Origin of the sequence: Nostoc sp. MS1 (assembly GCF_019976755.1) — a bacterium.
Classification (GTDB): domain Bacteria; phylum Cyanobacteriota; class Cyanobacteriia; order Cyanobacteriales; family Nostocaceae; genus Trichormus.
In genome coordinates, this window is record NZ_AP023441.1 from 4620431 (window position 1) to 4642695 (window position 22265).

Annotated in this window: 24 protein-coding genes; 7 read left to right on the top strand and 17 right to left on the bottom strand. The window is 41.8% G+C overall.

Features of this window, described 5'->3' with window-relative positions; translation table 11 throughout:
• Positions 1-18: 18 nt before the first annotated feature.
• A complete protein-coding gene (hemL, locus tag NSMS1_RS20015; RefSeq protein ID WP_224086513.1) occupies positions 19-1317 on the bottom strand; it encodes a glutamate-1-semialdehyde 2,1-aminomutase in 1299 nt (432 codons plus the stop codon).
• Positions 1318-1427: 110 nt separating this feature from the next.
• Here hemL and NSMS1_RS20020 point away from each other — a divergent pair, with 110 nt between their 5' ends.
• Both NSMS1_RS20020 and hisIE read left to right on the top strand, forming a co-directional pair.
• Positions 1428-1622 carry a ChaB family protein gene (locus tag NSMS1_RS20020; RefSeq protein WP_224086514.1) on the top strand — a complete coding sequence of 65 codons (195 nt, stop codon included), beginning with the start codon at positions 1428-1430 and terminating at the stop codon, positions 1620-1622.
• A gap of 88 nt (positions 1623-1710) precedes the next feature.
• Positions 1711-2361, top strand: a complete 651-nt coding sequence (gene hisIE, locus NSMS1_RS20025; RefSeq protein ID WP_224086515.1) for a bifunctional phosphoribosyl-AMP cyclohydrolase/phosphoribosyl-ATP diphosphatase HisIE — start codon at positions 1711-1713, stop codon at positions 2359-2361.
• A 102-nt stretch (positions 2362-2463) separates the two neighbouring features.
• On the opposite strand, the gene NSMS1_RS20030 is transcribed toward hisIE, so the two are convergent.
• Complete coding sequence (locus NSMS1_RS20030) at positions 2464-3750, bottom strand: MFS transporter (protein ID WP_224086516.1); 1287 nt, start codon at positions 3748-3750, stop codon at positions 2464-2466.
• Positions 3751-4193: 443 nt separating this feature from the next.
• Between NSMS1_RS20030 and NSMS1_RS20035 the strand changes: the two genes are divergently transcribed.
• Entirely contained in the window at positions 4194-4391 is a 198-nt protein-coding gene (locus NSMS1_RS20035) for a DUF2811 domain-containing protein (RefSeq protein ID WP_067763520.1), read from the top strand.
• Between the two features lie 317 nt (positions 4392-4708).
• Here the strand turns inward: NSMS1_RS20035 and NSMS1_RS20040 are convergent, their stop codons facing one another.
• Positions 4709-5419 carry a response regulator transcription factor gene (locus NSMS1_RS20040; protein WP_067763518.1) on the bottom strand — a complete coding sequence of 237 codons (711 nt, stop codon included), beginning with the start codon at positions 5417-5419 and terminating at the stop codon, positions 4709-4711.
• Between the two features lie 676 nt (positions 5420-6095).
• Here NSMS1_RS20040 and NSMS1_RS20045 point away from each other — a divergent pair.
• A complete protein-coding gene (locus tag NSMS1_RS20045) occupies positions 6096-6722 on the top strand; it encodes a CPP1-like family protein (protein WP_224086517.1) in 627 nt (208 codons plus the stop codon).
• Between the two features lie 204 nt (positions 6723-6926).
• On the opposite strand, the gene NSMS1_RS20050 is transcribed toward NSMS1_RS20045, so the two are convergent.
• Positions 6927-7643: an HAD family hydrolase gene (locus NSMS1_RS20050; RefSeq protein ID WP_224086518.1), complete on the bottom strand. Its 717-nt coding sequence runs from the start codon at positions 7641-7643 to the stop codon at positions 6927-6929.
• A 255-nt stretch (positions 7644-7898) separates the two neighbouring features.
• On the opposite strand from NSMS1_RS20050, the gene NSMS1_RS20055 reads away from it, so the two are divergent.
• Positions 7899-8540, top strand: a complete 642-nt coding sequence (locus NSMS1_RS20055) for a hypothetical protein (RefSeq protein WP_067763512.1) — start codon at positions 7899-7901, stop codon at positions 8538-8540.
• A gap of 10 nt (positions 8541-8550) precedes the next feature.
• Positions 8551-9357, top strand: a complete 807-nt coding sequence (locus NSMS1_RS20060) for a pentapeptide repeat-containing protein (protein WP_224086519.1) — start codon at positions 8551-8553, stop codon at positions 9355-9357.
• Positions 9358-9396: 39 nt separating this feature from the next.
• On the opposite strand, the gene NSMS1_RS20065 is transcribed toward NSMS1_RS20060, so the two are convergent.
• Positions 9397-10104: a cadmium resistance transporter gene (locus tag NSMS1_RS20065; RefSeq protein ID WP_224086520.1), complete on the bottom strand. Its 708-nt coding sequence runs from the start codon at positions 10102-10104 to the stop codon at positions 9397-9399.
• Between the two features lie 204 nt (positions 10105-10308).
• Between NSMS1_RS20065 and NSMS1_RS20070 the strand changes: the two genes are divergently transcribed.
• On the top strand, positions 10309-10971 hold the full coding sequence (locus NSMS1_RS20070) for a cadmium resistance transporter (RefSeq protein ID WP_224086521.1): 663 nt from the start codon (positions 10309-10311) through the stop codon (positions 10969-10971).
• Between the two features lie 12 nt (positions 10972-10983).
• Here the strand turns inward: NSMS1_RS20070 and NSMS1_RS20075 are convergent, their stop codons facing one another.
• The 12 genes from NSMS1_RS20075 to NSMS1_RS20130 form a co-directional block, all read right to left on the bottom strand.
• On the bottom strand, positions 10984-11781 hold the full coding sequence (locus NSMS1_RS20075; protein ID WP_224086522.1) for a sulfite exporter TauE/SafE family protein: 798 nt from the start codon (positions 11779-11781) through the stop codon (positions 10984-10986).
• A 4-nt stretch (positions 11782-11785) separates the two neighbouring features.
• Positions 11786-11992 carry a hypothetical protein gene (locus NSMS1_RS20080; protein WP_224086523.1) on the bottom strand — a complete coding sequence of 69 codons (207 nt, stop codon included), beginning with the start codon at positions 11990-11992 and terminating at the stop codon, positions 11786-11788.
• 753 nt (positions 11993-12745) lie between these two features.
• Positions 12746-13669 carry a MetQ/NlpA family ABC transporter substrate-binding protein gene (locus tag NSMS1_RS20085; RefSeq protein ID WP_224086524.1) on the bottom strand — a complete coding sequence of 308 codons (924 nt, stop codon included), beginning with the start codon at positions 13667-13669 and terminating at the stop codon, positions 12746-12748.
• Positions 13666-14322 carry a methionine ABC transporter permease gene (locus NSMS1_RS20090; protein ID WP_224086525.1) on the bottom strand — a complete coding sequence of 219 codons (657 nt, stop codon included), beginning with the start codon at positions 14320-14322 and terminating at the stop codon, positions 13666-13668. Before NSMS1_RS20090 ends, NSMS1_RS20085 begins: the two co-directional genes overlap by 4 nt.
• Positions 14323-14383: 61 nt before the next feature.
• Positions 14384-15574 carry an LLM class flavin-dependent oxidoreductase gene (locus NSMS1_RS20095; RefSeq protein WP_224086526.1) on the bottom strand — a complete coding sequence of 397 codons (1191 nt, stop codon included), beginning with the start codon at positions 15572-15574 and terminating at the stop codon, positions 14384-14386.
• Between the two features lie 86 nt (positions 15575-15660).
• Complete coding sequence (locus tag NSMS1_RS20100; protein ID WP_224086527.1) at positions 15661-16899, bottom strand: acyl-CoA dehydrogenase family protein; 1239 nt, start codon at positions 16897-16899, stop codon at positions 15661-15663.
• A 361-nt stretch (positions 16900-17260) separates the two neighbouring features.
• A complete protein-coding gene (gene yfcF / locus NSMS1_RS20105) occupies positions 17261-17884 on the bottom strand; it encodes a glutathione transferase (RefSeq protein WP_224086528.1) in 624 nt (207 codons plus the stop codon).
• A gap of 83 nt (positions 17885-17967) precedes the next feature.
• Complete coding sequence (locus NSMS1_RS20110) at positions 17968-19320, bottom strand: LLM class flavin-dependent oxidoreductase (protein ID WP_224086529.1); 1353 nt, start codon at positions 19318-19320, stop codon at positions 17968-17970.
• 75 nt (positions 19321-19395) lie between these two features.
• Positions 19396-20028, bottom strand: a complete 633-nt coding sequence (locus tag NSMS1_RS20115; protein WP_224095290.1) for a MetQ/NlpA family ABC transporter substrate-binding protein — start codon at positions 20026-20028, stop codon at positions 19396-19398.
• Between the two features lie 15 nt (positions 20029-20043).
• Entirely contained in the window at positions 20044-20271 is a 228-nt protein-coding gene (locus tag NSMS1_RS20120) for a hypothetical protein (protein WP_224086530.1), read from the bottom strand.
• A 43-nt stretch (positions 20272-20314) separates the two neighbouring features.
• The gene (locus NSMS1_RS20125; RefSeq protein ID WP_224086531.1) at positions 20315-21292 is read right to left on the bottom strand and encodes a methionine ABC transporter ATP-binding protein; all 978 of its coding nucleotides are present in this window, start codon (positions 21290-21292) and stop codon (positions 20315-20317) included.
• 53 nt (positions 21293-21345) lie between these two features.
• Positions 21346-22239 (bottom strand): MetQ/NlpA family ABC transporter substrate-binding protein, encoded by an 894-nt coding sequence (locus NSMS1_RS20130; RefSeq protein ID WP_224086532.1) that lies wholly within the window; start codon positions 22237-22239, stop codon positions 21346-21348.
• Between the last annotated feature and the right edge of the window lie 26 nt (positions 22240-22265).

A 22265-nucleotide genomic window follows, 5' to 3' on the forward strand; every position in this document is an offset into this window, starting at 1 on the left:
GCACTCAGCATTCATGACTTAGATACTAGATAGAACCTCACGGGCAATGGCGATCGTTTGGTCAATATCTTCGTCAGTGTGAGCCAAAGATGTAAACCCAGCCTCAAATTGAGAAGGCGCTAAGTAAACACCATGCTCTAACATACCGCGATGGAACCGTCCAAACTTAGCAGTGTCAGATTTTTTGGCATCCTCATAATTATGAACGGGGCCAGAAGTGAAGAATAAGCCAAACATGGCGCTGATGTTACCACCACAAGCAGCATGACCAGTTTCTTGAGCTACTTGCAGTAAACCATCTGCTAACTTCTTAGTAATCCGCTCTAGGTAATCATAAGCACCAGGCTTTTGCAATAACTCCAGAGTTTTAATCCCGGCTGTCATTGCTAGAGGATTACCAGAAAGAGTTCCAGCTTGGTATACAGGCCCGGCTGGTGCAATCATTGACATGATATCTCGACGACCGCCATAAGCCCCCACAGGCAAGCCACCACCAATGACTTTACCCATAGTTGTCAAGTCAGGTGTAATGCCAAACTTTTCTTGAGCGCCACCGTAAGCAATGCGGAAACCCGTCATCACTTCATCAAACACGAGTAAAGCACCATGCTCGTGAGTCAGTTCCCGCAAACCTTCTAAAAAGCCAGCATCAGGGGTGATAAACCCAGCATTACCTACAACTGGCTCCAGAATTACACCAGCAATTTGATCGCGGTTTTCCTCAAACAAAGCCTTAACAGCTTCTAAGTCATTGTATGGGGCTGTGAGAGTGCTGCTAGTTGCAGACTTTGGTACACCTGGGGAATCAGGTAAACCTAGTGTAGCTACACCAGAGCCAGCTTTCACCAGGAACATATCAGCGTGTCCGTGGTAACAGCCTTCAAACTTGATGACTTTCTCCCGGCCAGTGAAAGCCCGCATCAACCGCAATACGGCCATACAAGCTTCTGTTCCTGAGTTGACAAATCTTACCATTTCGATACTAGGAACAGCAGCAATCACCATTTCTGCCAACACATTTTCTAAATATGAAGGCGCACCGAAACTAGTACCTTTTTCCAAAGCTTCATGCAACGCACTGATTACTTCGGGATGAGCATGACCGCAAATAGCCGGCCCCCATGTTCCCACGTAATCGATGTATTGGTTGCCATCAACATCCCAAATGTATGCACCTTTTACACGGTCAAAGACGATGGGTTGACCGCCTACAGATTTAAAAGCGCGTACTGGAGAACTAACGCCACCCGGCATGAGATTTTGAGCAGCAGCAAAAATTTCTTGTGATTTGGTGGTTTTAATAGTCGTATTTACCAAGGGTCTCTCCTAACAGTGGGCAACTAATCAAAAGCTCTATCTTGGGATAGGGTCAAAAATTGTCTAGAACTTCTATCGTATAAAATAAGCTGACCAAAAAAAATAACGATATGTTATACAAGTCCAACGAAGACTTGCCTTTAGAAATCCGCGCTCAACTGCCAGAAGAGCATTTAGACTTATACCGAGCCGCCTATAACTCGGCTATACACTGGTATGGTAACGTAGCAAAGGCCCATCATGTAGCCATGAGTGCGGTGAGAATGCAATCAGCAATGGGCAGAACTGCTGTTTTACAAGGATGAGCCAATACAAGTGGCAAAATTCCTATCGGCTGTACTGTTCAGGATGGTATCGTGAAACTACGAATCATTCTTATTCAATTTAGCTGGTATGTCTTTCACCGATTCACTCACACCGCAAAATGTTATCCCCGTGGAAAAAATTCGCTACGATGAACGGGGTCTAGTGCCAGCCATTGTGCAAGACTACTTGGATGGTACAGTCTTAATGATGGCGTGGATGAATCGAGAATCACTGCAAAAAACTATAGATACAGGGGAAACATGGTTCTGGAGTCGATCCCGACAAGAGTTATGGCATAAAGGCGGGACTTCTGGACATACCCAAAAAATACAAAGCATTCGTTACGATTGTGATAGTGATGCACTACTGATTGGTGTAGAGCAAGTTGGAGATATTGCTTGCCACACTGGAGAACGTAGTTGTTTCCATCAAGTGGAAGGAAAAATAGTCCCACCGCCAGGAGATACTTTGTCTCAGGTATTCCAAGTAATTTGCGATCGCCGAGATAACCCTGTAGAAACTTCCTACACCTGTAAGCTATTAGCAGGCGGTGATAACAGGATTTTGAAGAAGATAGGCGAGGAATCGGCTGAAGTCGTCATGGCATTTAAAGATGATGACCCACAAGCGATCGCAGGCGAAGTTGCAGATTTGCTATATCATACTTTGGTCGCTTTAGCCCACCATCAAGTAGATTTGAAGGATGTTTATAGGAAGTTGCAAGAACGGCGGAGGTAGGGATTGGAGGAGATGAGGGAGTAGGGGGAGATGGGAAATTTATTACTTAGCACTCATCACTACATCACGCGCTAAACGCACCGCTACCGCTAACAGCACTCACTACTCCCCACTCCCCACTCCCAACTCCCCACTTCCTAAAACCCTACCAAGGAGTTGCAAGATAGTAATGGCGATCGCTACGCTGAAGACGAAGCCTAGCCAGAGATTTTGGGCGATAATTTGGGGTTGGTCTAATGCCCAGCCGCCTAAAGGGGAACCGATAAATGAACCAGCAGCCCAGCAAAGGGAGTTAATGGAAAAATATACGCCGCGTTGGGATTCTGGGGCTAAATCGGTGACTAGAGAGGCAGCAGAGGGGGTGTATGCAACGTTTGCTATGGCGAATATACTCAAGGCTAAAGTTGCCCAAATCAACTGATGCGATGAGGTGGTGCTGGTAATCCAAACTAGGCTAAAGCCAATAGCCCAAAGTACAGCAGAGATTGTCAGCGCTAAGGTGTGGGAAAAGCGTTTAAGAAGACTGGTAACGGGCATCTGCCATATAATTGCCATGACAAGATGCCAAGCAAACAAGGTGCTGATTGTACTTTCATTGAAGCCTTGCATAGTTTCACCCACTTGGAAAGAGTTTTTGAAGTAGAGGGGGAGAATACTATGTATTTGCGAAATATAAATGGTGAAGAAGATATTGACTGCTATATATGTGAGGAAAATGCGATCGCTTAATGCCCCAAACCAAGCAGTAAGCTGTTGTGGTTTTTGTTCTGGCTGAGTTGGCGGTGAGTCGGGTTCTGTGATGGCGAAATAAGCCACTACGAAGAACACAGCAAAAGAAATGGCATCAATGACAAATAACCAACGGTAATTTTGGGTAATTGTAACTAATATTCCTGCCAATACTAAACCTATAGCTAATCCCAAATGATCAGCTAGTCGAGTTAGTGCAAAAGCCTCTCGACGATGTTCTACTTGGCTATTGTCAGCAATTATCGCTTCTGTTGCTGGCCAATAAAAACCGATGCCTAAACCATGAATTAAACTACCAATTACCAAAGTAGCAAAATTACTAGTGGTCGCTAAAACTAAAGACCCCATTGCCGAGATTGCCATTGCTAACAACAAGGTGCGGCGACGACCCCAACCCACAGTATCAGTAAGAGTACCACCCAAAACTCTTCCCAAAAAGCCAGAGGTAGCGGCGCTTGCCAAACCAATACCCACAGATGTGGCAGATAGACCCACTTGGTTAACAAAGAAGATGGGGGCGTAAAATGCTGTAAAACCTGACCCAACTTCAGATAAGAATCGGGCGATCGCCAAAACCCAAATTTGAGGATGTATCGCAGATAACCATGTTACTAACGGGGATGGCAAGGCAAGTTTCATGGGATTAATTGTTATCAAAAGATAATGTTTTTGTAATTCTTATCATTTGGTGGGATTTTCCTCACCGATTCCACAAGATTTCCACAGGAATTTTAGCAGTTTTCCACAGCCTCTCCACGAGGCAATAGGCTGTTGCCGTCTTACTGGGGATTTTCTATTTGGGTAAACAAGAATCAGTAAGGGCTGAGTTTTTGTTAAGTAATGTAACAATAATAGGCTTATAATCCTGATTCTTACGTCCGAGTCTGTTTTTTATACAATCGTTTTTAACAATTCGCAGCATTGACAAACCCACCCCCTGATACCGCACAATAATTCGACCTGGGTTTATAGTTTGTTGGTTGAAATCAAAATTCCACAGCTATGTATGTCCGATTATTATCGGCATCTAGTTGACTACAAATAATCTATCCCCTTGACTGAGCTTACAGAAGGAAAATGTTATGAACTCAACAGTCAGTATTTTTACTGAAATACCTGAAACTCTGCACGAATCTCTAAAAAATTACTTAGAAACACATCCCGATTGGGATCAAAATCGTGTATTGACCGCAGCGTTATCATTATTTTTACTGCAAAACGGAGATAGCGATCGCCGTGCTGCCCGTGTGTACTTAGAAACTTTATTTCACCACTGCTAAAGAGAAATGTTCCGTACCGATTTGCCACAAATAGCTAATGTACCAGTCATGCTCAAGTGCTGGTACGCACGGTACTCTCCCCACCTAATTCGCTCTATGTAGGTGGGCATTGCCCAACCTACCTATACTTAAATACTTGGTAAATGCCCATAAAAATATCGCTCATGTACTAAATTGACTGCAAGTCTTTGAGCGATTTGACTAATTTTATTTTTTATTTGCATACAATAAATAATTAGTCAAGGTTGAGATGCTGATTTCGGCACAACCTAGACTAGACCCTCAAGGGTATGAAAATCATTCTGTCTTAGCCTTACTCAAGCATTGGCTTCTACTTGGCTAGGGCATTCAAATTTATACCCTACACCCCGCACAGTCTGAATTAATGCTGGTTGGCTAGCATCTATTTCAATTTTCTTGCGGATTTGACCGATATGTACATCAACAACTCGTTGATCGCCAACATATTCATAGTCCCATACCTCCTGAATTAGTTCGGCTCGTCGCCATACTCGACCAGGATGACTGGCTAAGAAATGTAACAGGTCAAATTCTAAAGCAGTTAAGGGTACAGGTTGGCTATTCAATGTCACCTCACGCCGTACAGGATCAATCATCAGTTTTTCAAACGATAAGCGTTTTTGTTCTGCGGGATTGATAACGCGCTGTCTTCTTAAAATTGCTCCGACTCTGACTTCTAATTCTCCCAGACCGAAGGGTTTGGTGAGATAGTCATCAGCACCTTTAGCAAAGCCGCGAATCTTGTCAGCTTCATCCGCACGGCTAGTCAGCATCAGAACAAAAACACCATTACGGCTTTGCATTTCTTGGCAGAGGTTAAACCCAATCACATCTGGTAAGTTGACATCCAAAATTACCAAATCTGGGTTAAATTGCTCGAATAGAGACAAGGCTGTCTTTCCGTCTTCGGCAGCCTCTACCTGATAGTTTTGTTTTATTAAAAAGCGTTGGATTAAATTCCGAACCGCAGGGTCGTCATCCACTACAAGAATCTTGGCAGGAGCCATGACCATCTCTTTGCACAAAAATTATAAGATTAACAGCAGTATGGCGTAAAAACGCAGTTCCCATTCGGGATTTTTGAAAAAGTATAACAACCAGGAGTAAATCCCTTGATGATCCACATAATAGTGGAATCACAATACATAATAACCGCACCAGGAAGACTTTAGTAATTGTTCCTACATTTATATGTAGGGATTATAATTATCAACTTGATGTTCCGTTATTTCAGGGATTACGCCACGGCAGTTTTTTAACTAACGAGCGTATTTGCTTCTCAAGTTTAGTCTAAATTTAAAACTTTTCAATTTTAAATCTTTACCTGAATTGAGACTACTACCTAATTTACTCGCTCAAAGGTGAAAATGTCTTTAGGGTACTGTAAATTGCCAAACCTGGAAGATAAAAGTTATTTTTTTCATAAAATAGCTCTTAAGTATCCTTAGCTTAAATTCTAGAGTAGAGCCAGAATTAATCAACGACATGGGGGGATACACGGAGTTATAGCTATATGTTAAAGTTGCTATAGTTAAAATTTAAGGCTTAATCTAACTAACCCGTGTTAATATCCTGGTAGGGCATAAAATGCGGTCGGTACTTTTGTATTCGATCAAAATAAAACCTAAAATAGTTTCCTTAGATTAAAGTCTGCCCCCGACTAAGGCTGAAGTATAAACTCCCATGAGCGATCAAAGTCCCTACGAAAAACTTGGGGTATCGGAAGATGCTAGCTTTGATGAAATTCAGGACGCTCGCAATCGCCTATTTGAAAAATATAGTGGCGATAGCAAGAGTGTAGAAATCATTGAAGCTGCTTACGATGCAATATTAATGGATCGTTTAAGGATGCGCCAAGAAGGTAAAATCAAGGTTCCTGAACGTATCCGCTTTCCAGAATTGAGAGTGCAATCGCCTCCTAAAGAAAACATCAAGCCCCGTGAGCAGTCGCCTGCATGGCTGCAAAAAATTTTGGATCAGCCTTCAGGGACAGATGTGCTTTTACCAGGGGCTTGGTTTTTGGGTTTGAGCGCTATTAGCGTTTTTTACCCAGCAGCAGGCGATCAGGTTTTGCAGTTGACGTTGGTATTTGGGGTAGTAGTTAGTATTTTCTTTCTTAATCGTAAAGAAGGTAGATTTGGTCGAGCAGTGTTGTTTACTCTGGTAGGTCTAATCATCGGCTTAATTAGCGGTGGATTAATCGCCAGCTTGCTCTTACCGCAAATCCCCGCTCTCACACTCACCGCAAACCAGTTATCGACTGTACTAACTTTTATATTGTTGTGGTTGGTTAGCAGTTTTTTACGTTAGGTCAACCAATTTTAGATTTTAGATTTGCGATTTTGGATCAACCCCGACCACGTTAGCGTAGCGGGACAAAGTACGGGTACGAAAAATCCAAAATCCACAAGGTTGATTTAAGTTTAAAAGCAATACAACTAAAATATGAAGAAATTTAGCCCCTACCTATCGAGGAAGGGGTTTTTAGTTTAGTCAATAGTCAATAGTCAACAGCTATCTGATGGCAACAGATGACACAGGCACAGATGTTTTTGATTGGAAGATGATGTCTACAGCTGTACTCAAGTTTGGCACGATTAAATCTGGTTGATATAGTTTTAGTTGAGTGCGATCGCGGATACCTGATTCGACAGCAATCATTTTAATACCATGCCTTTTGGCTGCGGTAATATCCGCTTCAGTGTCTCCCACCATCCAAGTATCGGCTGCGGGTGGTAACTCTGCCAATGCTCTCTTCATTAACAAAGGCTTATCGTCAATATCGCGGGTTTTTATGTAGTCGTTGCTGAGACAATAACAACGATTTTCTGGAAAGAACTTTCCTAAATCATACCGTTCAAAAGCATAGTCTAACTCCCAAACGCGGCGCATTGTCATGACAACTAAATCAATCCCAGCTTGTTGCACTTTTGTCAACACATCCAACGCGCCGGGGATGGGTTTGTCGTACTGGAAATAAGGTTCGGTATGTACTGTTTTACGCCGCAATTGGGAAAATTCTTGTGCTTGAGCTTCATCTAAACCAGAACGGAGGGCGATGTCTCTTTCGGGAAGATGCGATCGCTTCATTTGCCAAAATTCTGCTTTAGATAGTTGCCGTACTGGCTGGCCTGGACGTTTGGTCTTTTCTAAGCAGAATAGGTACACCTGGTAGTACCTTTCTGAAACATCCATAATCGGCCCGTCAAAGTCAGTAATCAGTCTCAGCATCGCGCAACTAAATATTAATTATTATTAATATTATTTTACCTCTTGTGATGAACCGAAATCTGACTACAAAGAAATAAAAGTAATAAGTCATTAATAATTAACTATTAAGAAATGCCTATACCTTGAGGATTTAGTTCTGTGTCTTTCTAAGAACTTAAGTTCTGACTACAAACCTGTACAAGCCTTATGGTAGGTTTAAGTTACATTTATATATTGCGAAATATTACTTTACCCTCATGACTGGAGAGCATCACCTTGGGAATAGAACTACGCAGTTTCGTATTTCTCGACAGCCTGCAACCACAACACGCAGCCTATATAGGAACAGTAGCCCAAGGTTTCTTGCCATTACCTGGAGATACATCATTGTGGATTGAAATCTCACCGGGTATCGAGATTAATAAAATTACCGATATAGCCCTCAAAGCGGCTTCTGTCCGCCCTGGAGTGCAAGTAGTTGAGAGGTTATATGGTCTATTGGAAGTACATTCAGGCTCTCAAGGAGAAACGAGGGCTGCTGGTCAAGCAATTTTGGCAGCGCTAGGAGTCAAACGAGAGGAATGTCTCAAACCCCGCGTTGTTTCTAGTCAGATTATCCGCAATATAGACGCTTACCAAACCCAACTAATCAACCGGACAAGGCGAGGACAGCTATTACTAGCAGGGCAAACTCTATACGTGTTAGAAGTTGAGCCTGCCGCTTATGCGGCCTTAGCAGCTAACGAAGCCGAGAAAGCAGCCTCAATCAACATTTTAGAAGTTCAGGCTGTAGGTAGCTTCGGCAGATTGTACTTAGGTGGGCAAGAAAGAGATATTCTTGCGGGTGCGGCGGGAGCGCGAGCAGCCATAGAGAGTGTAGCCGGACGGAGTAATTCTCCGTTTGGTCGCCAGGAATAAAGGAGAGACAATGGCAAATTCAGAGCATCTAGCTTTATTACAAGCTGGTGCAGTGAGATGGACGGAGTGGAGACAAACAAATCCGCAAATTGCACCAGACCTCAGCACCGCTAACTTACAACAAAATAATCTCAGAGGTGCAAACCTCCAAGGGGCTAACTTGAGTCGGGTAGATTTAAGCTATGCTTTGCTTGTACGCGCTAACCTTAGTCGTGCTGACTTAAGTAGTGCGAATCTACATCAAGCTAAACTTAGTGATGCTAACCTCAGTTCAGCTAATTTTAGTGTGGCTAACTTGAGCCAAGCTGTGCTGATACAGGCAGATTTGAGCCATGTTAATCTGATTGGTTCTGATTTGAGTGGAGCAAAACTCAGAGGCGCTATTTTGGCAAAAGCAAACTTGATTGGTACTGACTTGAGCGGTGCTGATTTGAGAGATGCTGATTTAGGTGAAGGAAAACTCATTCGCTCTAATCTCAGTTTTGCCAATCTTATTTCTGCACATCTGAGTACGGCTGATTTCAGCGAGGCGAATTTATATGAAGCAGAAATTATAGGCGCTTATCTCTACAAAGCCAACTTCTACAAAGCTAATTTACATAAAGCTCATTTAGGTAGTGCATACCTATTTCGAGCTAACTTAACCGAAGCTGACTTGAGAGGCGCTGACCTATCATGGGCTAACCTTGTCAACGCTAATTTAGGAGGGGCTAATCTAAGTGGCGCTAACCTCAGAGGTGCTAAATTAAACGGTGCTAACCTCAATGGAGCGAATCTTCAAGATGCGATTATGCCTAGTTTAGAAGTATGCAAATGAGTTAAATTTTGATGAAAATAGAAAAGAGTTTCTCCAATTTTATTCTTGTGATTTTTCTCCAACCTCTTCAGCAAAATCATCTTTTTTTAAGAGAATTACTAGGCAAATATAAGTAATAACCAATTTAAATAAGCTCAATGATTGACTTTTTAAAATAATAAAACTTCCTAATCCCATTAAGACGAAGGGTATAACTTGGCTACTGTAGCGAGTTAGGATATTGGCTATAGTTTTTTGGTAAGCTAATTTATATGCTATGTAGCACCAAATACCTAAAAGTATAATAAATGAGCAGATAATTACAAAAAAATCTACTAGATTACTGTTGGCAAATAAGGGCAAATATACACTCACATTATCACTGCCGTTGGCAATAGTTATAGCAGCTACACCATAGGCTTGAGGAGTTAGTACTTCAGCAAGTGTCGCGGGTTTAGATGGTGTTATATCTGGCTGAAATTCTTCTGTAGCTTCTTCTCGATTTACTAAAGTGCTAATACCTATGATAATAGGTATTAAACCTAATAATCCAATCCAACGTGGTGGTAAAACTATGCCTCCCAAAAATCCCGGAAGACTAAAAAATATTAACGCTGTAAAACCTAGATACTGACCAGCTACTATTTGCCAAGGACGAAAGTTAGCATTTACTTGAGAAAAAAACAACAATAGAATGACAATATCATCAATATTTGTGGCAATGAACGCAACTATTCCTGTACTAAAGGCAGTGAATAATTCATTCATCTTTGTTTATCCTAAATTAATTGATCTTTAGTTATGCTATTAATTTATATTTTCATTTAAATTGATTCTTAAATTTATTAATTTAATGAGTAGGGCATTTTCATTTTACATAATTTGGTTATCTTTAGATAAGAGAACTCATCCTCTTATTTAGTCTTCAGCAAGACAAATACTACCGCCTTTTTGCAATTTCGATAATCTAGCATGAATCAGTTAGTAACGGCTTTTACGGAAAGTCTGGTTGCCTTCGCAGTCACAAATATTGATGACATTCTTATTTTACTGCTACTTTTCTCACAAGTAGATATTAATTTCCGTCGTCGTCATATTTGGCTTGGTCAGTTTCTTGGTTTTACGATCATCATTTTAGCCAGTCTTCCAGGATTTTTTGGTGGCTTATTTATTCAAAGAGAATTAATAGGTTTATTAGGAATATTACCAATAATTATAGGTATCAAACAGTTAGTTAAACCAGACAATGAGAATACACAAATACAAGCAGTAACTACTGAGTTTAAAGAGTCTTATCCTGCTAATCCTGTGTTGTCATTTATATTGAGTATTTTGCATCCTCATACTTATAAAGTAGCTGCGGTGACAGTTGCTAATGGTGGCGATAATATCAGCATTTATATTCCTTTATTTGCTGGTCAAAATTTGATCAGATTAGGAGTAATCTTAGGCGTGTTTTTTGTCATGGTGGCTGTGTGGTGCGCCATTGCTGACTTGTTGAGTCGTCAAACTGCGATCGCTTATATTTTAAGCCTTCATGGTAAAAATTTTGTTCCCTTTATTTTGATAGGTTTGGGGCTATTTATCATGTATGAAAGAGGTACATTTACTTGGCTGCTTAACCTGAAGCTTTGAGCCATATTTAATTTACACCTGATAAACTAACTTCCAACTAACCATCATTAAAATTGCATAAATGATAAATCTTAGAGGGCGTTGAGGTGTAATTTGACATACTTTTGCACCTAGTAATACCCCAGGAACAGAACCTAGCCAAATAGGCAATACTAAACTCCAATCAACTGTTCCCAAACTGAGATGTCCTAGCGATGTGAACAACAATAAAATTGCTGCTTGAGAAATGTCAGTTCCTACTAATTTACGAGCATCAAGACGGAAAAATCCAATTAGCACTAGAGCAAATAATGAGCCTGAAGAAACGCTAGTTAAACCAACTACGCATCCTAAAACGGCTCCTATAGTGATAGTAAAAATGCGACCCCAAGTAGTAGTTAAATCAAATTTTGGTAGTTCGGGTAAACTAAATTTAGGAAAGAAAGTCATTAGCAACAATTGTACTAACGCTAACAACGTTATTAATAGAATTGTTACCCCAAGTAAACGTAGCAAAATATGATCTAAATTATGTTCACCAGTATGTTTAATTAGATGCAGAATTGCTACACCAGATAGTGAACCTGGAACGCTTCCTAACGCTAGCCATTTTACAGCTTCTTTGTCTAGGGTTTCTTGTTGCCAATGCTTAACACTACCTACTACTTTCATTAAAGTAGCAGCTACAACATCGGAACTAACGGCAATTGAAGGCGGTACTTGAAAGATAAAAATCAACATCGGAGTAATTAAAGAGGCTCCACCAATACCCGTTAACCCCACGATAATGCCAACTAAGAAGCTTAAAAATGGTAGCAACAAATAATCCATACCTCTATTCCAGAAACAGCGTTTTCAAGACAATTAGCTCAAGACAGTAGTCGATTAAAGACAAAACTACGGCTCGATGGTAGACAAAAGCTCCTAGTAGCAATTTTGTAAATGCAAAACCAATTGAGAGATTTTTCAGAGCTTTACGGCAGAAATATCGATAGATAGCCTTTAGTAAGTATTTTTTAAGGCTTTCTTCTGTTAAGCTCATTTTTTGGTCAGTTATGGCAATTATACACACAAATTACGGTAATCTCATCGCCTTACCGTATTTTATCCATAATCCCGATCAAACGTCTAGAGTATTTTTTGGCGATCGCAATTTAACGTAAGTTCGACAAGTTTTTTTGACCTCTCCCTAATCCCTCTCGTGGTAGGCTATCCATTACCTACATCTTTCTTAACAATCAAAAACGAGAGTTAACATTACAAGGAAAGGCTTGATGGGTAGAGCAAACAGGACTTACGCACCAAAATAAGCTACTGATAGCATTTTGATTTCGTACGATCACCGTTAGCGATCGCACTCTTACTTCCATCACTCACTTTCTATTTATTCGGTGGAATAAGTCAATTTCTCATTTAGCTTCTTTTCAAAAATAAAAGCGATCGCCGACAGTGAAGGGAACGCCATCTCTGTCAGCTCGCTCGAAAATACCAAAGCTAATCATAGTTAAGATTAATTAATAAAATAACATACTTCTTTATAAAACTTAAGTAAAATTAGTAAAAAATAGATGAAATATCCTCAAACCCTCTCAGAGTAGGGATCAGAGTGAGATGCAGCAACTTCATCTATAAGCAGAAACCGCACAGCTTTGGGAACGAGCAGGTGCGGGAAGTGAAGAATCGCTGTGTGATTAAGGATTATGGGAAGGTGAATATTTTGGCAAATTCTACTCTTGTGGCGATGATGTTCCGCCCAGCGTAGCTGATCGCATCCTCTCAAAAACCTGATTAATCTCTAAAAGACGGGTATGAGTCTTCCCTTATATTCATTATTGATAAACTCTTTAACACTGGGATGAACAAGTAACTGGTTTAACTTTTGAATCTTAGGTTCGTTTTCTCTGCCCTGTAATGTAACTAATGCTAAAGCGTATTTCTTATCCTTCGCTGTTTCTTTGCCCATAGAATTAGGTTCTATGCCTGCAAGTGCCACAGTCTGAGCCGAGGACACGATAAAATCTACATCATTAATAGCACGTACAACTTGTACACCTTCAACTTCTTTAATTCGTAAATTTTTCGGATTAGCTGCAATATCTCGTTGGGTAACAAATTGTGGAGCATTTTCCTTTAGTTTAATTAAACCGTTAGCTGCTAATAAGCGTAAACCTCGGTCATTATTAATCACATCATTAGCAATAGTTACAGTGGCATTTTGGGGAATTTCATTAATTGACTTAAACTTTTTAGAAAAAAGTCCTAATGTGTTTAAATAAATTGTATTTAATGGAACTAAATTTATTTTGAGTTCTTTAACAGCATTATTCATGAAAGGTCTGTGCTGGAAAAAGTTAGCGTCTATAACTTGATCGCGCAAGGCTGTATTGGGTTGTATCCAATCGTTAAAAGTGACAACTTGAATTTCTAAGCCTTCTTTTTCAGCTAAATTTTTATTGACAAATTTCAAAATATCCTGAGAAATTATACCAGTCACCCCAACTTTAATTACTTCTTTCTGCTCCTTCTGGCTAATGGTTTGTGTATTGTTAGTGGGAGTTTGAGCAGATTGCTGGCTACAACTTGCAAAGATGAAAGAAGCAGTAAGAGAACCTAAAGCTGTTAGGAAAAATCTGCGTGTATTCATAATACTTATAATCAATATACTAAATTTATAGGGTTTTTTATTTTTAAATTGCTTCAACTTCCAGCGTTTGTTCAACGCTTTCTCATCCGTTGGGCAATTAAATCACCTAAAAATTGAATAATTTGTACTAGTGCAATCAAAACCACAATGGTGGAAAACATTACTCCTACATCGAAGCGTTGGTAGCCGTATTGAATTGCCAAATTACCTAATCCACCGCCACCAACAGCACCAGCCATTGCAGAAGAATTAAGTAAACTCACAACCAAAATAGTCATGCCTAATATCAATGAGGGTAAAGCTTCGGGAATCAAAACTTTAAGCACGATTTGCCAATAATTACACCCTATTGCTTGGGCAGCTTCTATTAGTCCCTTATCAACTTCTAAAATACTAGTTTCAGCAATACGTCCAAAAAATGGGATGGCGGCGAGAGTGAGGGGAACTAAAGCCGCAGTGCTACCAATGGAAGTACCAACAATTAGACGGGTGAGTGGTGTTAAAACGACAAGCAAAATAATAAAAGGAAACGATCGCCCAGTGTTGACGATCGCACCCAGCACTTTATGCAGTTGGGGAAAGTCCAATAAGTTACCTGGGCCTGTCATTACTAGGAATAAACCCAAAGGTAAGCCTAAAAATATGGCAACTAAAGCAGAGATACCTACCATGTAAAAGGTTTCGCCAGTTGCAAGCAACAAACTATCTATTAATTCTTGTCCTTCCATTTATATAGTTCTCAGATTTGAAGTGCAAAACTGCTAAACAATCCTCACGTTGGTAGTGGATTCAAAGCCTGAGTCCAGCTTGTTTGAGTAGTGGGAGAACATGCTTGCCAAATAAATCTAAATCTGGCTCAAAATCGTAGAAAGCAAGTTGAAAGCCATCAACACCAGCTTGATTTAGTTGCAGGAGTTGTTCGGCAATTTGTTCAGGGGAACCGATTAGCTGCACATTACCACCGATCGCACTGCCAACACCATGACGCAAATTTCCCTTCTGATGTCCTCTCCAAGCGTGGGCATCGCTACTGACGCGAGAACGGCCAGCTATTGACTCACGATCTGCATGGTCAATGATTGCTTGAGCATATTCTTCGGCCTCTTTTTCCGTTTCACGCACGACGATGAGCGGATTTAAGAGGGTGCGAATTTGTCTACCATTGGCGATCGCCGATTCTTTCACACGGGCAGTATGAGCGGGTAAGGAAGACAAGGCGCTTTCTAAATCTCCACCTGCTGGACTGGTGATGAAGACGATATCAGAATGGCGGCCAGCAAACTTAATCCCCGCATCCGAACCAGTGGCATTCACGAGGATGGGACGACCATAAAGCGGACGGGGGCTGATGTAGGCATCTTTGAACTGCCAAGAACTCTGACTCTTGTAAGAGAAATTCTCTGTTTCCGACCACAACCGTTTGAGGATGGTGACAAATTCGTCGGCGAGTTCATAACGGCGATCGTGTTCGATTTGACTCCAGCCGAACAGTTCATGCTCATAAGCCCTATGTCCGGTGACGACATTTATTCCCCAGCGACCTTGAGAAATGTGGTCAAGTGTCGCCCCAAATTTGGCTAGATGAATAGGATGCCAAGGCCCGTAGAGGACATGAATTGTGGAAATTAACAAAATACGTGAGGTAATGCTGGCAAGAGAAGCCGTAGCAATGAAGGCATCTAAACCAACTTCTGTGCGAGTCGGCCCCTGTCCGCCCTTTGGCTGCCATGTGGAGTAACCGAAGACTAAATCAAAACCTAACTCCTCAGCTTTTTTTGTCAACTTGGCATTGTAATCAAACGACCAGTCGGTAGTACGCGGTAGGGTTGATGAACTCCAACCACCATGATGAATTGGTAAGAATAATCCCAAAAGCACTGGCTGCTGGAGAGCCTGGGATAGAGGGCTTTCGGGATAGTCTGTAGGACTAGCGATCGCCTCTTGACTTGTTGTAAAAGAAGTAGTGTCAATTACACTCATAGTTCTCTCTACAGTTTTGCTTGACTGTAATTCCTAACTTCTCAAATACCCAAAGCACCTTATAAGAAGTCGGGAATCTGAACAAATTAGAAAAATCCTCGCTGTGGCAGTGGTGTACCGTTAATTTCGTAGTCCCCAATCGCACGAGCTTTAAAGTGATTTGGGTTGTGGGAGGATAAGGTACGGGCATTGCGCCAGTGACGGTCAAAGTTAGAGCTTTTCTTAGTTGTGGAAGCTCCACCAACTTCAAACAACAAGGTGGCTGAACGTAGAGCCAATTCATCAACAATCAATTTGGCTTTGGATGCACTCAGAGAAGTTGCAAGTGCCGCAGCCGTCTCTGCTTCCTCACCCTGAGCTTGAGCAGCAGGGAGGCGGTCAAGTCCATCTGCTGCGGCTAAGACAATCGCTTCGGCTGCAAAGGCGTTGGCCGCAATCTGCCCAACAGTCTGTTGCAATATGGGGTCATTTGCTGCTTGCTCGGCTACAGCATGGTAGAAAGTCCGGGGTCGTGTACGGATGAGGGTTTTGGCATCACGTAGAACGCTACGAATAATCCCAGCATTAATTGCTGTGAGGAATAATTGCGGGACGATGTTGTAGGGGAGGTTGTCTTTATCTGTGTCTGTATCTCGGATTACTTCATCCGCCTCTACACGAACATTTGTAAAGGTAGTTGTCCCCGTACCTGTAAGCCTTTGCCCGAAGCCATCCCAGTCATCGACTAGGGTAATTCCCTGACGGTTAGTAGGTATGAGAATAAAAGCTGTAGTATCTTCTGGTGTTAACACACGCACAAAAATCAAATCTGCATAAAGGCTGCCTGTACTGTAATACTTCGTCCCATTCAGACGATAACCATCTCCATCGGGTGTTAATTTCGTATTTACGACTTGACCACCGCCAGCACGCTTCACTTCCAGTTCGGTGGAAGCAAGTCCAATAATTGCCCCATCGACGACCGCCTTGAGCCATCGCTGATTCCTCTCGGTACGCTCAGAACGCAAAATTCGCTCGGTAACAGAGAAATGATTCCGTACAATGTGAGCAACATTAGGGTCAGCATCCCCCAAGCGAATCACAACCTCAAATAGTTCCCGCGCAGTGATACCAGCGCCACCTTCGGCAACGGGGATTCTCAACGCACCCAACCGAGAACGACGAATTAGTTCCACCACATCAAAAGGGAGGATACGATCGCGATCGCGCTCACTTGCCCCCAGAGCGATATAGTCGAAAAGCTGCTGGAGTTCCGGCGAGTTAGCCGTGACCGGAGCCGAAAACTGGATTGTCGTATCTGCAAGTTTCTCTGGACTCTTTATCATTTTCCTATCTCCAAATTTCCTTTTTTGAGAAAAGTTCTTTTAGTTCAGTGATGAGGCAATCTCTAGTTTTCGGCAGTGCATGGCATAACAAATGCTCCCAGAGATGAGGCGCTTACCTCTGGTAACAAATTCAAATCAATGACAATAAAGTACTAAAACTCGACCGAAATATCGTAGATTGATAGTCGCAAATTTTCTATAAGTTGTCAATCTCTTGTAAAGTCTTTTTGCAAAGGTTAAGAGACTTTAGGCGATGGGCTGCTTGCTATTGGCGATCGCACATTGCTTACAGTCCCAATCAGACAAGTTTTACAGCCAAGGATGTAAAGAAGTACTGGCCTTTTTACTCATCACTCAGATACTAACGTTTTTGATTAACCCATAACTGGACAGATGGGCGTTGCCATTGAGTTTTGGCGTATGTCACTAAATTATCTGGTACTGAATCGCCGTGTAAAATTAGACGATTGAGAGTTAGAGCCAAATCGACATCAGCGATAGACCACTGACCAAAGAGGTTTTCGGTGTTAGCAGCAAGTAGTAACTCGGCGGCAGAAAACAACTTTTCGGCTGCTCTTTGCGCCTTTGGTGAAAGCGGTGGCTGTTTTTCCCCCAGGAAGACAACTTCCGTAGGACGCTCTTGTTTTAAGGCTGTGAGATCGCTACGCAGCCAAGCTTGCACCTGACGCGCTCTTGCTCGACTTTGTGGTTCAGTGGGATATAAAAGTGTACCAGGAAAAACCTCATCAATGTATTCTGCGATCGCCGAAGACTCAGACAAAGAAAATCCATCATGAATTAAAGTCGGTACACGCCGAGTCAAGGACTTAGCTGCAAAGTCTGGCTCATGTTGGGCTTTAGCAGCAAGGTCAAGAGTCTGGATATCAAATTGCAATGCTTTTTCATGCAGAGCCACAAAAGCCGACAGCGCATAAGGGCTGATGTATTGGGCATCGACATAAAGAATAAGAGATGTAGATGACAAAATGTGTTCTCCTGTTAGAAATATTAACTGCTAACTGTTAACTGTTAACTGTTGACTGTTGACCAATGACCAATGACCAATGACTAATGACTAACTACTTCCAACTTCTCAGACTGGAAGAAACGGTTAGCAGGACGGGGGAGTCCGAGATTTTCGCGTAGGGTTTTGCCCTCGTATTCTTTGCGGAAAATACCGCGTCGTTGGAGTTCTGGGATTACTTTGTCTACGAAATCGTTCAACCCTTCCGGCACAAATGGGAACATAATGTTGAAGCCGTCAGACCCTTCCTCAACTAGCCATTGCTCCATCTCATCGGCGATAGTTTCGGGTGTACCAACAAAAGCTAGTCCGCCGTAACTGCCGATACGTTGAGCTAACTGGCGAATAGTCAGGTTTTCGCGTTGTGCCAGGGCTACTATCCGCTCGCGGGAGCTGCGTCCGGCGTTAGTTTCGGGAATTTCTGGCAAATGCCCGTCCGGGTCGAAGCTAGAAACATCGTAGCCAAGCGCACTATTGAGACTAGCAATTCCACTGTCATAATGTACTAAGCTATCCAAATGTTCGCGCTTGGCAATTGCTTCTGCCACACTTTCACCGACAACTACCAAAGCCCCTGGCAGAATTTTGATACTATCTGGGTCGCGTCCTATCGTCTGCGCTCTACCCTTAATGTCTGCAAATAGAGCCTTACCTGCCTCTAGATTACCAGCCGGTGCAAACACAGCCTCGGCAGTTTCGGCAGCTAATTGTCGTCCTGCTTCAGATGCACCCGCCTGAACAATGACTGGCCAGCCTTGGACTGGTCTAGCGATGTTCAACGGCCCCCGCACTGAGAGATACTTCCCTTTATGGTTAAGGACGTGCAGCTTTTCTGGGTCGAAATAAATCCCTGCTTCCACATCACGAATAAACGCATCATCAGCGAAGGAATCCCACAGACCTGTGACGACATCATAAAATTCTCTAGCTCGGCGGTAGCGTTCATCATGCTCGATTTCTTCTTCTAGACCAAAGTTGAGTGCAGCATCGGGATTAGCTGTGGTGACAATATTCCAGCCAGCCCGACCGCCACTAATATGGTCGAGAGAGGCGAAACGGCGAGCAATGTGGAAAGGTGCATCATAGGTTGTGGAAGCTGTGGCTACCAGTCCGATGTTTTCAGTGACGCTGGCGAGGGCAGAAAGTAAAGTGAAAGGCTCAAAAGAGGTGACGGTGTGGCTACGCTTGAGTGCGTTGATGGGCATATTCAACACCGCTAAGTGGTCAGCCATAAAGAATGCGTCAAACTTGCCCTGTTCTAGTTTCTGAATCAATCGTTTCAGTGTTGGGAAGTTGAAGTTAGCATCAGGTATAGCCCCAGGATAGCGCCAAGCCCCAGTATGTATACTAACGGGACGCATGAAAGCACCTAGTTTTAATTGTTTTGAGCTACTCATTAAACCTCCGGTTCATTGTTCTAAAATGTGCAACTCTGCGTTCCAATGGAATGAGTTGATGGATAGATATAGATATTAGAACACGGCGGCAATTGTGCCTTTAAATTTAGTATTAATGAAATCTTTTAGTTTGGGATCGACAAGCAATTGATTGAGTTTTTGGATATTTGGGTCATTTACTTTATCTTTCATAGTTGCTAAACCAACTGCATAGTTTTTGTTAGCCATGCCAACCTCATCTATCACAATTGGGGTGAGAGACACTTTAGCTTGAACAAGAAAGGTTGCAGATGTCACGGCTAAATCTAAATCCTCCAAAGCTCTGACTATGGCGTAGTTATCTAATTCCTTAATTTGGAGTTTTTTCGGATGGGGAAGGACATCTTTGAGGCTGTAATACTCACTAGATTTATCTTTTAAATTAATTAAGTCGATGTGTTTGAGAAATTTTAAGGCGCGGTCTTGATTGCTATCATCGTTAGAAATAGCAATAGTCGCTCCTACAGGAATTTCTGCAACTGATTTAATTTTTAATCGTTTTGAATAAAGTCCACTTAGGGTAGTATAACTGCGATTGAGCATCACAAAATCTGCATTGAGGCGCTTGGCGGCTTGCTTCATGAATGGTTCGTGCTGGAAAACATTAGCGTCAATTTCTCCATTTTTAAGAGCATCGTTAATCTTGACGGAATCAGCGATGGTGACAATCTCAAAGTCAAAACCTTAGCTAGGAGCTATTTCAGTTTTAATATATCTTAAAACATCCTCTGTTGTAGTATTTCGAGAACCTACTTTGAGTAATTTTGTCTTAACTGTTTGGGTAGTTGCTTGGCTAACTAATTGACTAGTTGATGAGTTTTGGTTTTGTGTACAACTGGCAAATAAAACAGATGCGATCGCCCACCCTGTTGTTAAGAGAAAATAGCGTCGATTTCTTTTTATATAAAACATGATAATAATTCGTAATTCTTAATTCGTAATTACCAGACTTAATTTAATGGACTTCTACCTCAAACTCTTCATCATGTAAATATTTCAAAGCTTGAGTGACTTTTTGACCTTTTAGTTCGATGTGGAATTGACCAACTCGGCGATCGCCTACTGTCTCTACACTGCCACTAAGGATATTCACATCCACATCAAAATTACGGGCGAGGGTGGCGAAAATTGGTTGACTGGCTTGTTCTCCAGCAAAGGCGATCGTGGCAAGAACAGCCCCAGGTTTGGGTTTATAACCATTACGGCGGGGAAAGACTTCCTGGGCAAGAAATGATTCCGGCTTGGTAATTAAGTCGGTAACATAACCCTTTTCCACAATTTTGCCAGCATTGAGTACAGCAACACTATCGCAAATTTGTTTGACTACACCCATCTCATGAGTAATTAACAAAATTGTCAAACCCATACGCTTATTCAAGTTACGCAATAAGTCGAGAATTGATCTTGTAGTTTGGGGATCAAGTGCTGATGTAGCCTCATCAGAAAGTAGCACTTTTGGTTCTCCAGCCAAAGCCCTAGCAATACCTACCCGTTGCTTTTGTCCACCAGAAAGCTGTGCCGGATAAGCATCTGCCTTACCTTGTAACCCCACCAATGAAATTAATTCTTCCACTTTGGCGCGGCGTTTAAGTCTGCTATAACCCATCACTTCCAAAGGAAAAGCAATATTTTCTGCAACAGTTCGGCAACTAAGTAAATTGAAGTGTTGAAAAATCATGCCAATATGTTGACGGGCGCGGCGTAACTGATTACCAGTAAGTTTGGTCATTTCCTCTCCATCAACTAAAACTGAACCCGATGTAGGTTTTTCTAGTTGATTGACACAACGAATTAATGTACTTTTGCCAGCACCACTTTGACCTAAAACACCAAAAATTTCCCCTGGTTTGACATGAAGACTCACGCCATCTAATGCCACAACTTTTTGTGTTCCTTGGTTGTAAACTTTGCGGACATCGGTAAATGTGATCATTTAGAAGTTCCTCCACAACAAAAGTTTTGTAGCAGTAAGAAGAGGATTTTTATCTATGGGATAGGAATAACTGCACCTTGATATTTTTCTTTAATGAACTGCTTAACCTTATCGTCAAGCAACAACTTATACAATTTTTGAATCCTGGGGTCGTTTTCTTTACCTTTTAATGTAGTGACAGTAACAGCATAAATTGGGTCTTTACCTGTCTCTAATGCCAAAGCATCTTTATCGGTTTTTAATCCAGCTTGGACAATCCAATTACCTGTAACTCCAGCTAAGTCAACATCAGGAAGGCTAGGAATTGCTTGCGCTCCTGGTATTTCTTTAATTTGGATGTTTTTGGGATTATCGATAATATCTTTTGGACTAGCAGGGCTAACATTTGGCTTGAGTTTAATTAAACCTGATTCTTCTAATACTTTTAAAGCACGATGGGCGTTACTAGGGTCATCAGGAATTGTCACAAGTGCTTTATTAGGGACTTCTTTAAGAGATTTATGCTTTTTGGAAAAAAGTCCTACTGGATTCAAATGAATTTGCGGGGTAAAAGCGTACATCTCGAAGTTATGTTTCTTGCCATAATCCTGCATAAAAGGAATATGTTGAAAGTAATTGGCATCAATTACCCCATCTTTTAAGGCAGTATTATTCTGTACAAAGTCATTGAAAGTAACTATTTCGATATCGAGTCCAGCTTCAGGCGCTAAATTCTTTTTGACAAACTCTAAAATCTCTCCGGCTGGTACTGGGGTTACACCAACTTTGATTTTTTCTTTGGTTCCAGTTGTGGTTGTGTTTGCTGCTGGGGTTGCTGATGGATTTGTGGTTGTATTAGTAGCTGAATTATTCTGAGGTGAACTACAGCTAGAGAAGATTGTAGAAGCTGTAAATGAGGTAAGGGCTATTAAGAAGAATCGACGGTTAAGATTGATGGGTAATTTCATGCGATCGCCTATTTTAATCAACTACA

What these genes read in the sequence shown, in the direction of transcription:
- NSMS1_RS20020 (WP_224086514.1), top strand. Translation starts at nt 1,428, where the DNA reads ATGTTATACAAGTCCAACGAAGACTTGCCTTTAGAAATCCGCGCTCAA.
- hisIE (WP_224086515.1), top strand. Translation starts at nt 1,711, where the DNA reads ATGTCTTTCACCGATTCACTCACACCGCAAAATGTTATCCCCGTGGAA.
- NSMS1_RS20030 (WP_224086516.1), bottom strand. Translation starts at nt 3,750, where the DNA reads ATGAAACTTGCCTTGCCATCCCCGTTAGTAACATGGTTATCTGCGATA.
- NSMS1_RS20035 (WP_067763520.1), top strand. Translation starts at nt 4,194, where the DNA reads ATGAACTCAACAGTCAGTATTTTTACTGAAATACCTGAAACTCTGCAC.
- NSMS1_RS20040 (WP_067763518.1), bottom strand. Translation starts at nt 5,419, where the DNA reads ATGGCTCCTGCCAAGATTCTTGTAGTGGATGACGACCCTGCGGTTCGG.
- NSMS1_RS20045 (WP_224086517.1), top strand. Translation starts at nt 6,096, where the DNA reads ATGAGCGATCAAAGTCCCTACGAAAAACTTGGGGTATCGGAAGATGCT.
- NSMS1_RS20050 (WP_224086518.1), bottom strand. Translation starts at nt 7,643, where the DNA reads ATGCTGAGACTGATTACTGACTTTGACGGGCCGATTATGGATGTTTCA.
- NSMS1_RS20060 (WP_224086519.1), top strand. Translation starts at nt 8,551, where the DNA reads ATGGCAAATTCAGAGCATCTAGCTTTATTACAAGCTGGTGCAGTGAGA.
- NSMS1_RS20065 (WP_224086520.1), bottom strand. Translation starts at nt 10,104, where the DNA reads ATGAATGAATTATTCACTGCCTTTAGTACAGGAATAGTTGCGTTCATT.
- NSMS1_RS20070 (WP_224086521.1), top strand. Translation starts at nt 10,309, where the DNA reads ATGAATCAGTTAGTAACGGCTTTTACGGAAAGTCTGGTTGCCTTCGCA.
- NSMS1_RS20075 (WP_224086522.1), bottom strand. Translation starts at nt 11,781, where the DNA reads ATGGATTATTTGTTGCTACCATTTTTAAGCTTCTTAGTTGGCATTATC.
- NSMS1_RS20080 (WP_224086523.1), bottom strand. Translation starts at nt 11,992, where the DNA reads ATGAGCTTAACAGAAGAAAGCCTTAAAAAATACTTACTAAAGGCTATC.
- NSMS1_RS20090 (WP_224086525.1), bottom strand. Translation starts at nt 14,322, where the DNA reads ATGGAAGGACAAGAATTAATAGATAGTTTGTTGCTTGCAACTGGCGAA.
- NSMS1_RS20095 (WP_224086526.1), bottom strand. Translation starts at nt 15,574, where the DNA reads ATGAGTGTAATTGACACTACTTCTTTTACAACAAGTCAAGAGGCGATC.
- NSMS1_RS20100 (WP_224086527.1), bottom strand. Translation starts at nt 16,899, where the DNA reads ATGATAAAGAGTCCAGAGAAACTTGCAGATACGACAATCCAGTTTTCG.
- NSMS1_RS20110 (WP_224086529.1), bottom strand. Translation starts at nt 19,320, where the DNA reads ATGAGTAGCTCAAAACAATTAAAACTAGGTGCTTTCATGCGTCCCGTT.
- NSMS1_RS20120 (WP_224086530.1), bottom strand. Translation starts at nt 20,271, where the DNA reads ATGTTTTATATAAAAAGAAATCGACGCTATTTTCTCTTAACAACAGGG.
- NSMS1_RS20125 (WP_224086531.1), bottom strand. Translation starts at nt 21,292, where the DNA reads ATGATCACATTTACCGATGTCCGCAAAGTTTACAACCAAGGAACACAA.
- NSMS1_RS20130 (WP_224086532.1), bottom strand. Translation starts at nt 22,239, where the DNA reads ATGAAATTACCCATCAATCTTAACCGTCGATTCTTCTTAATAGCCCTT.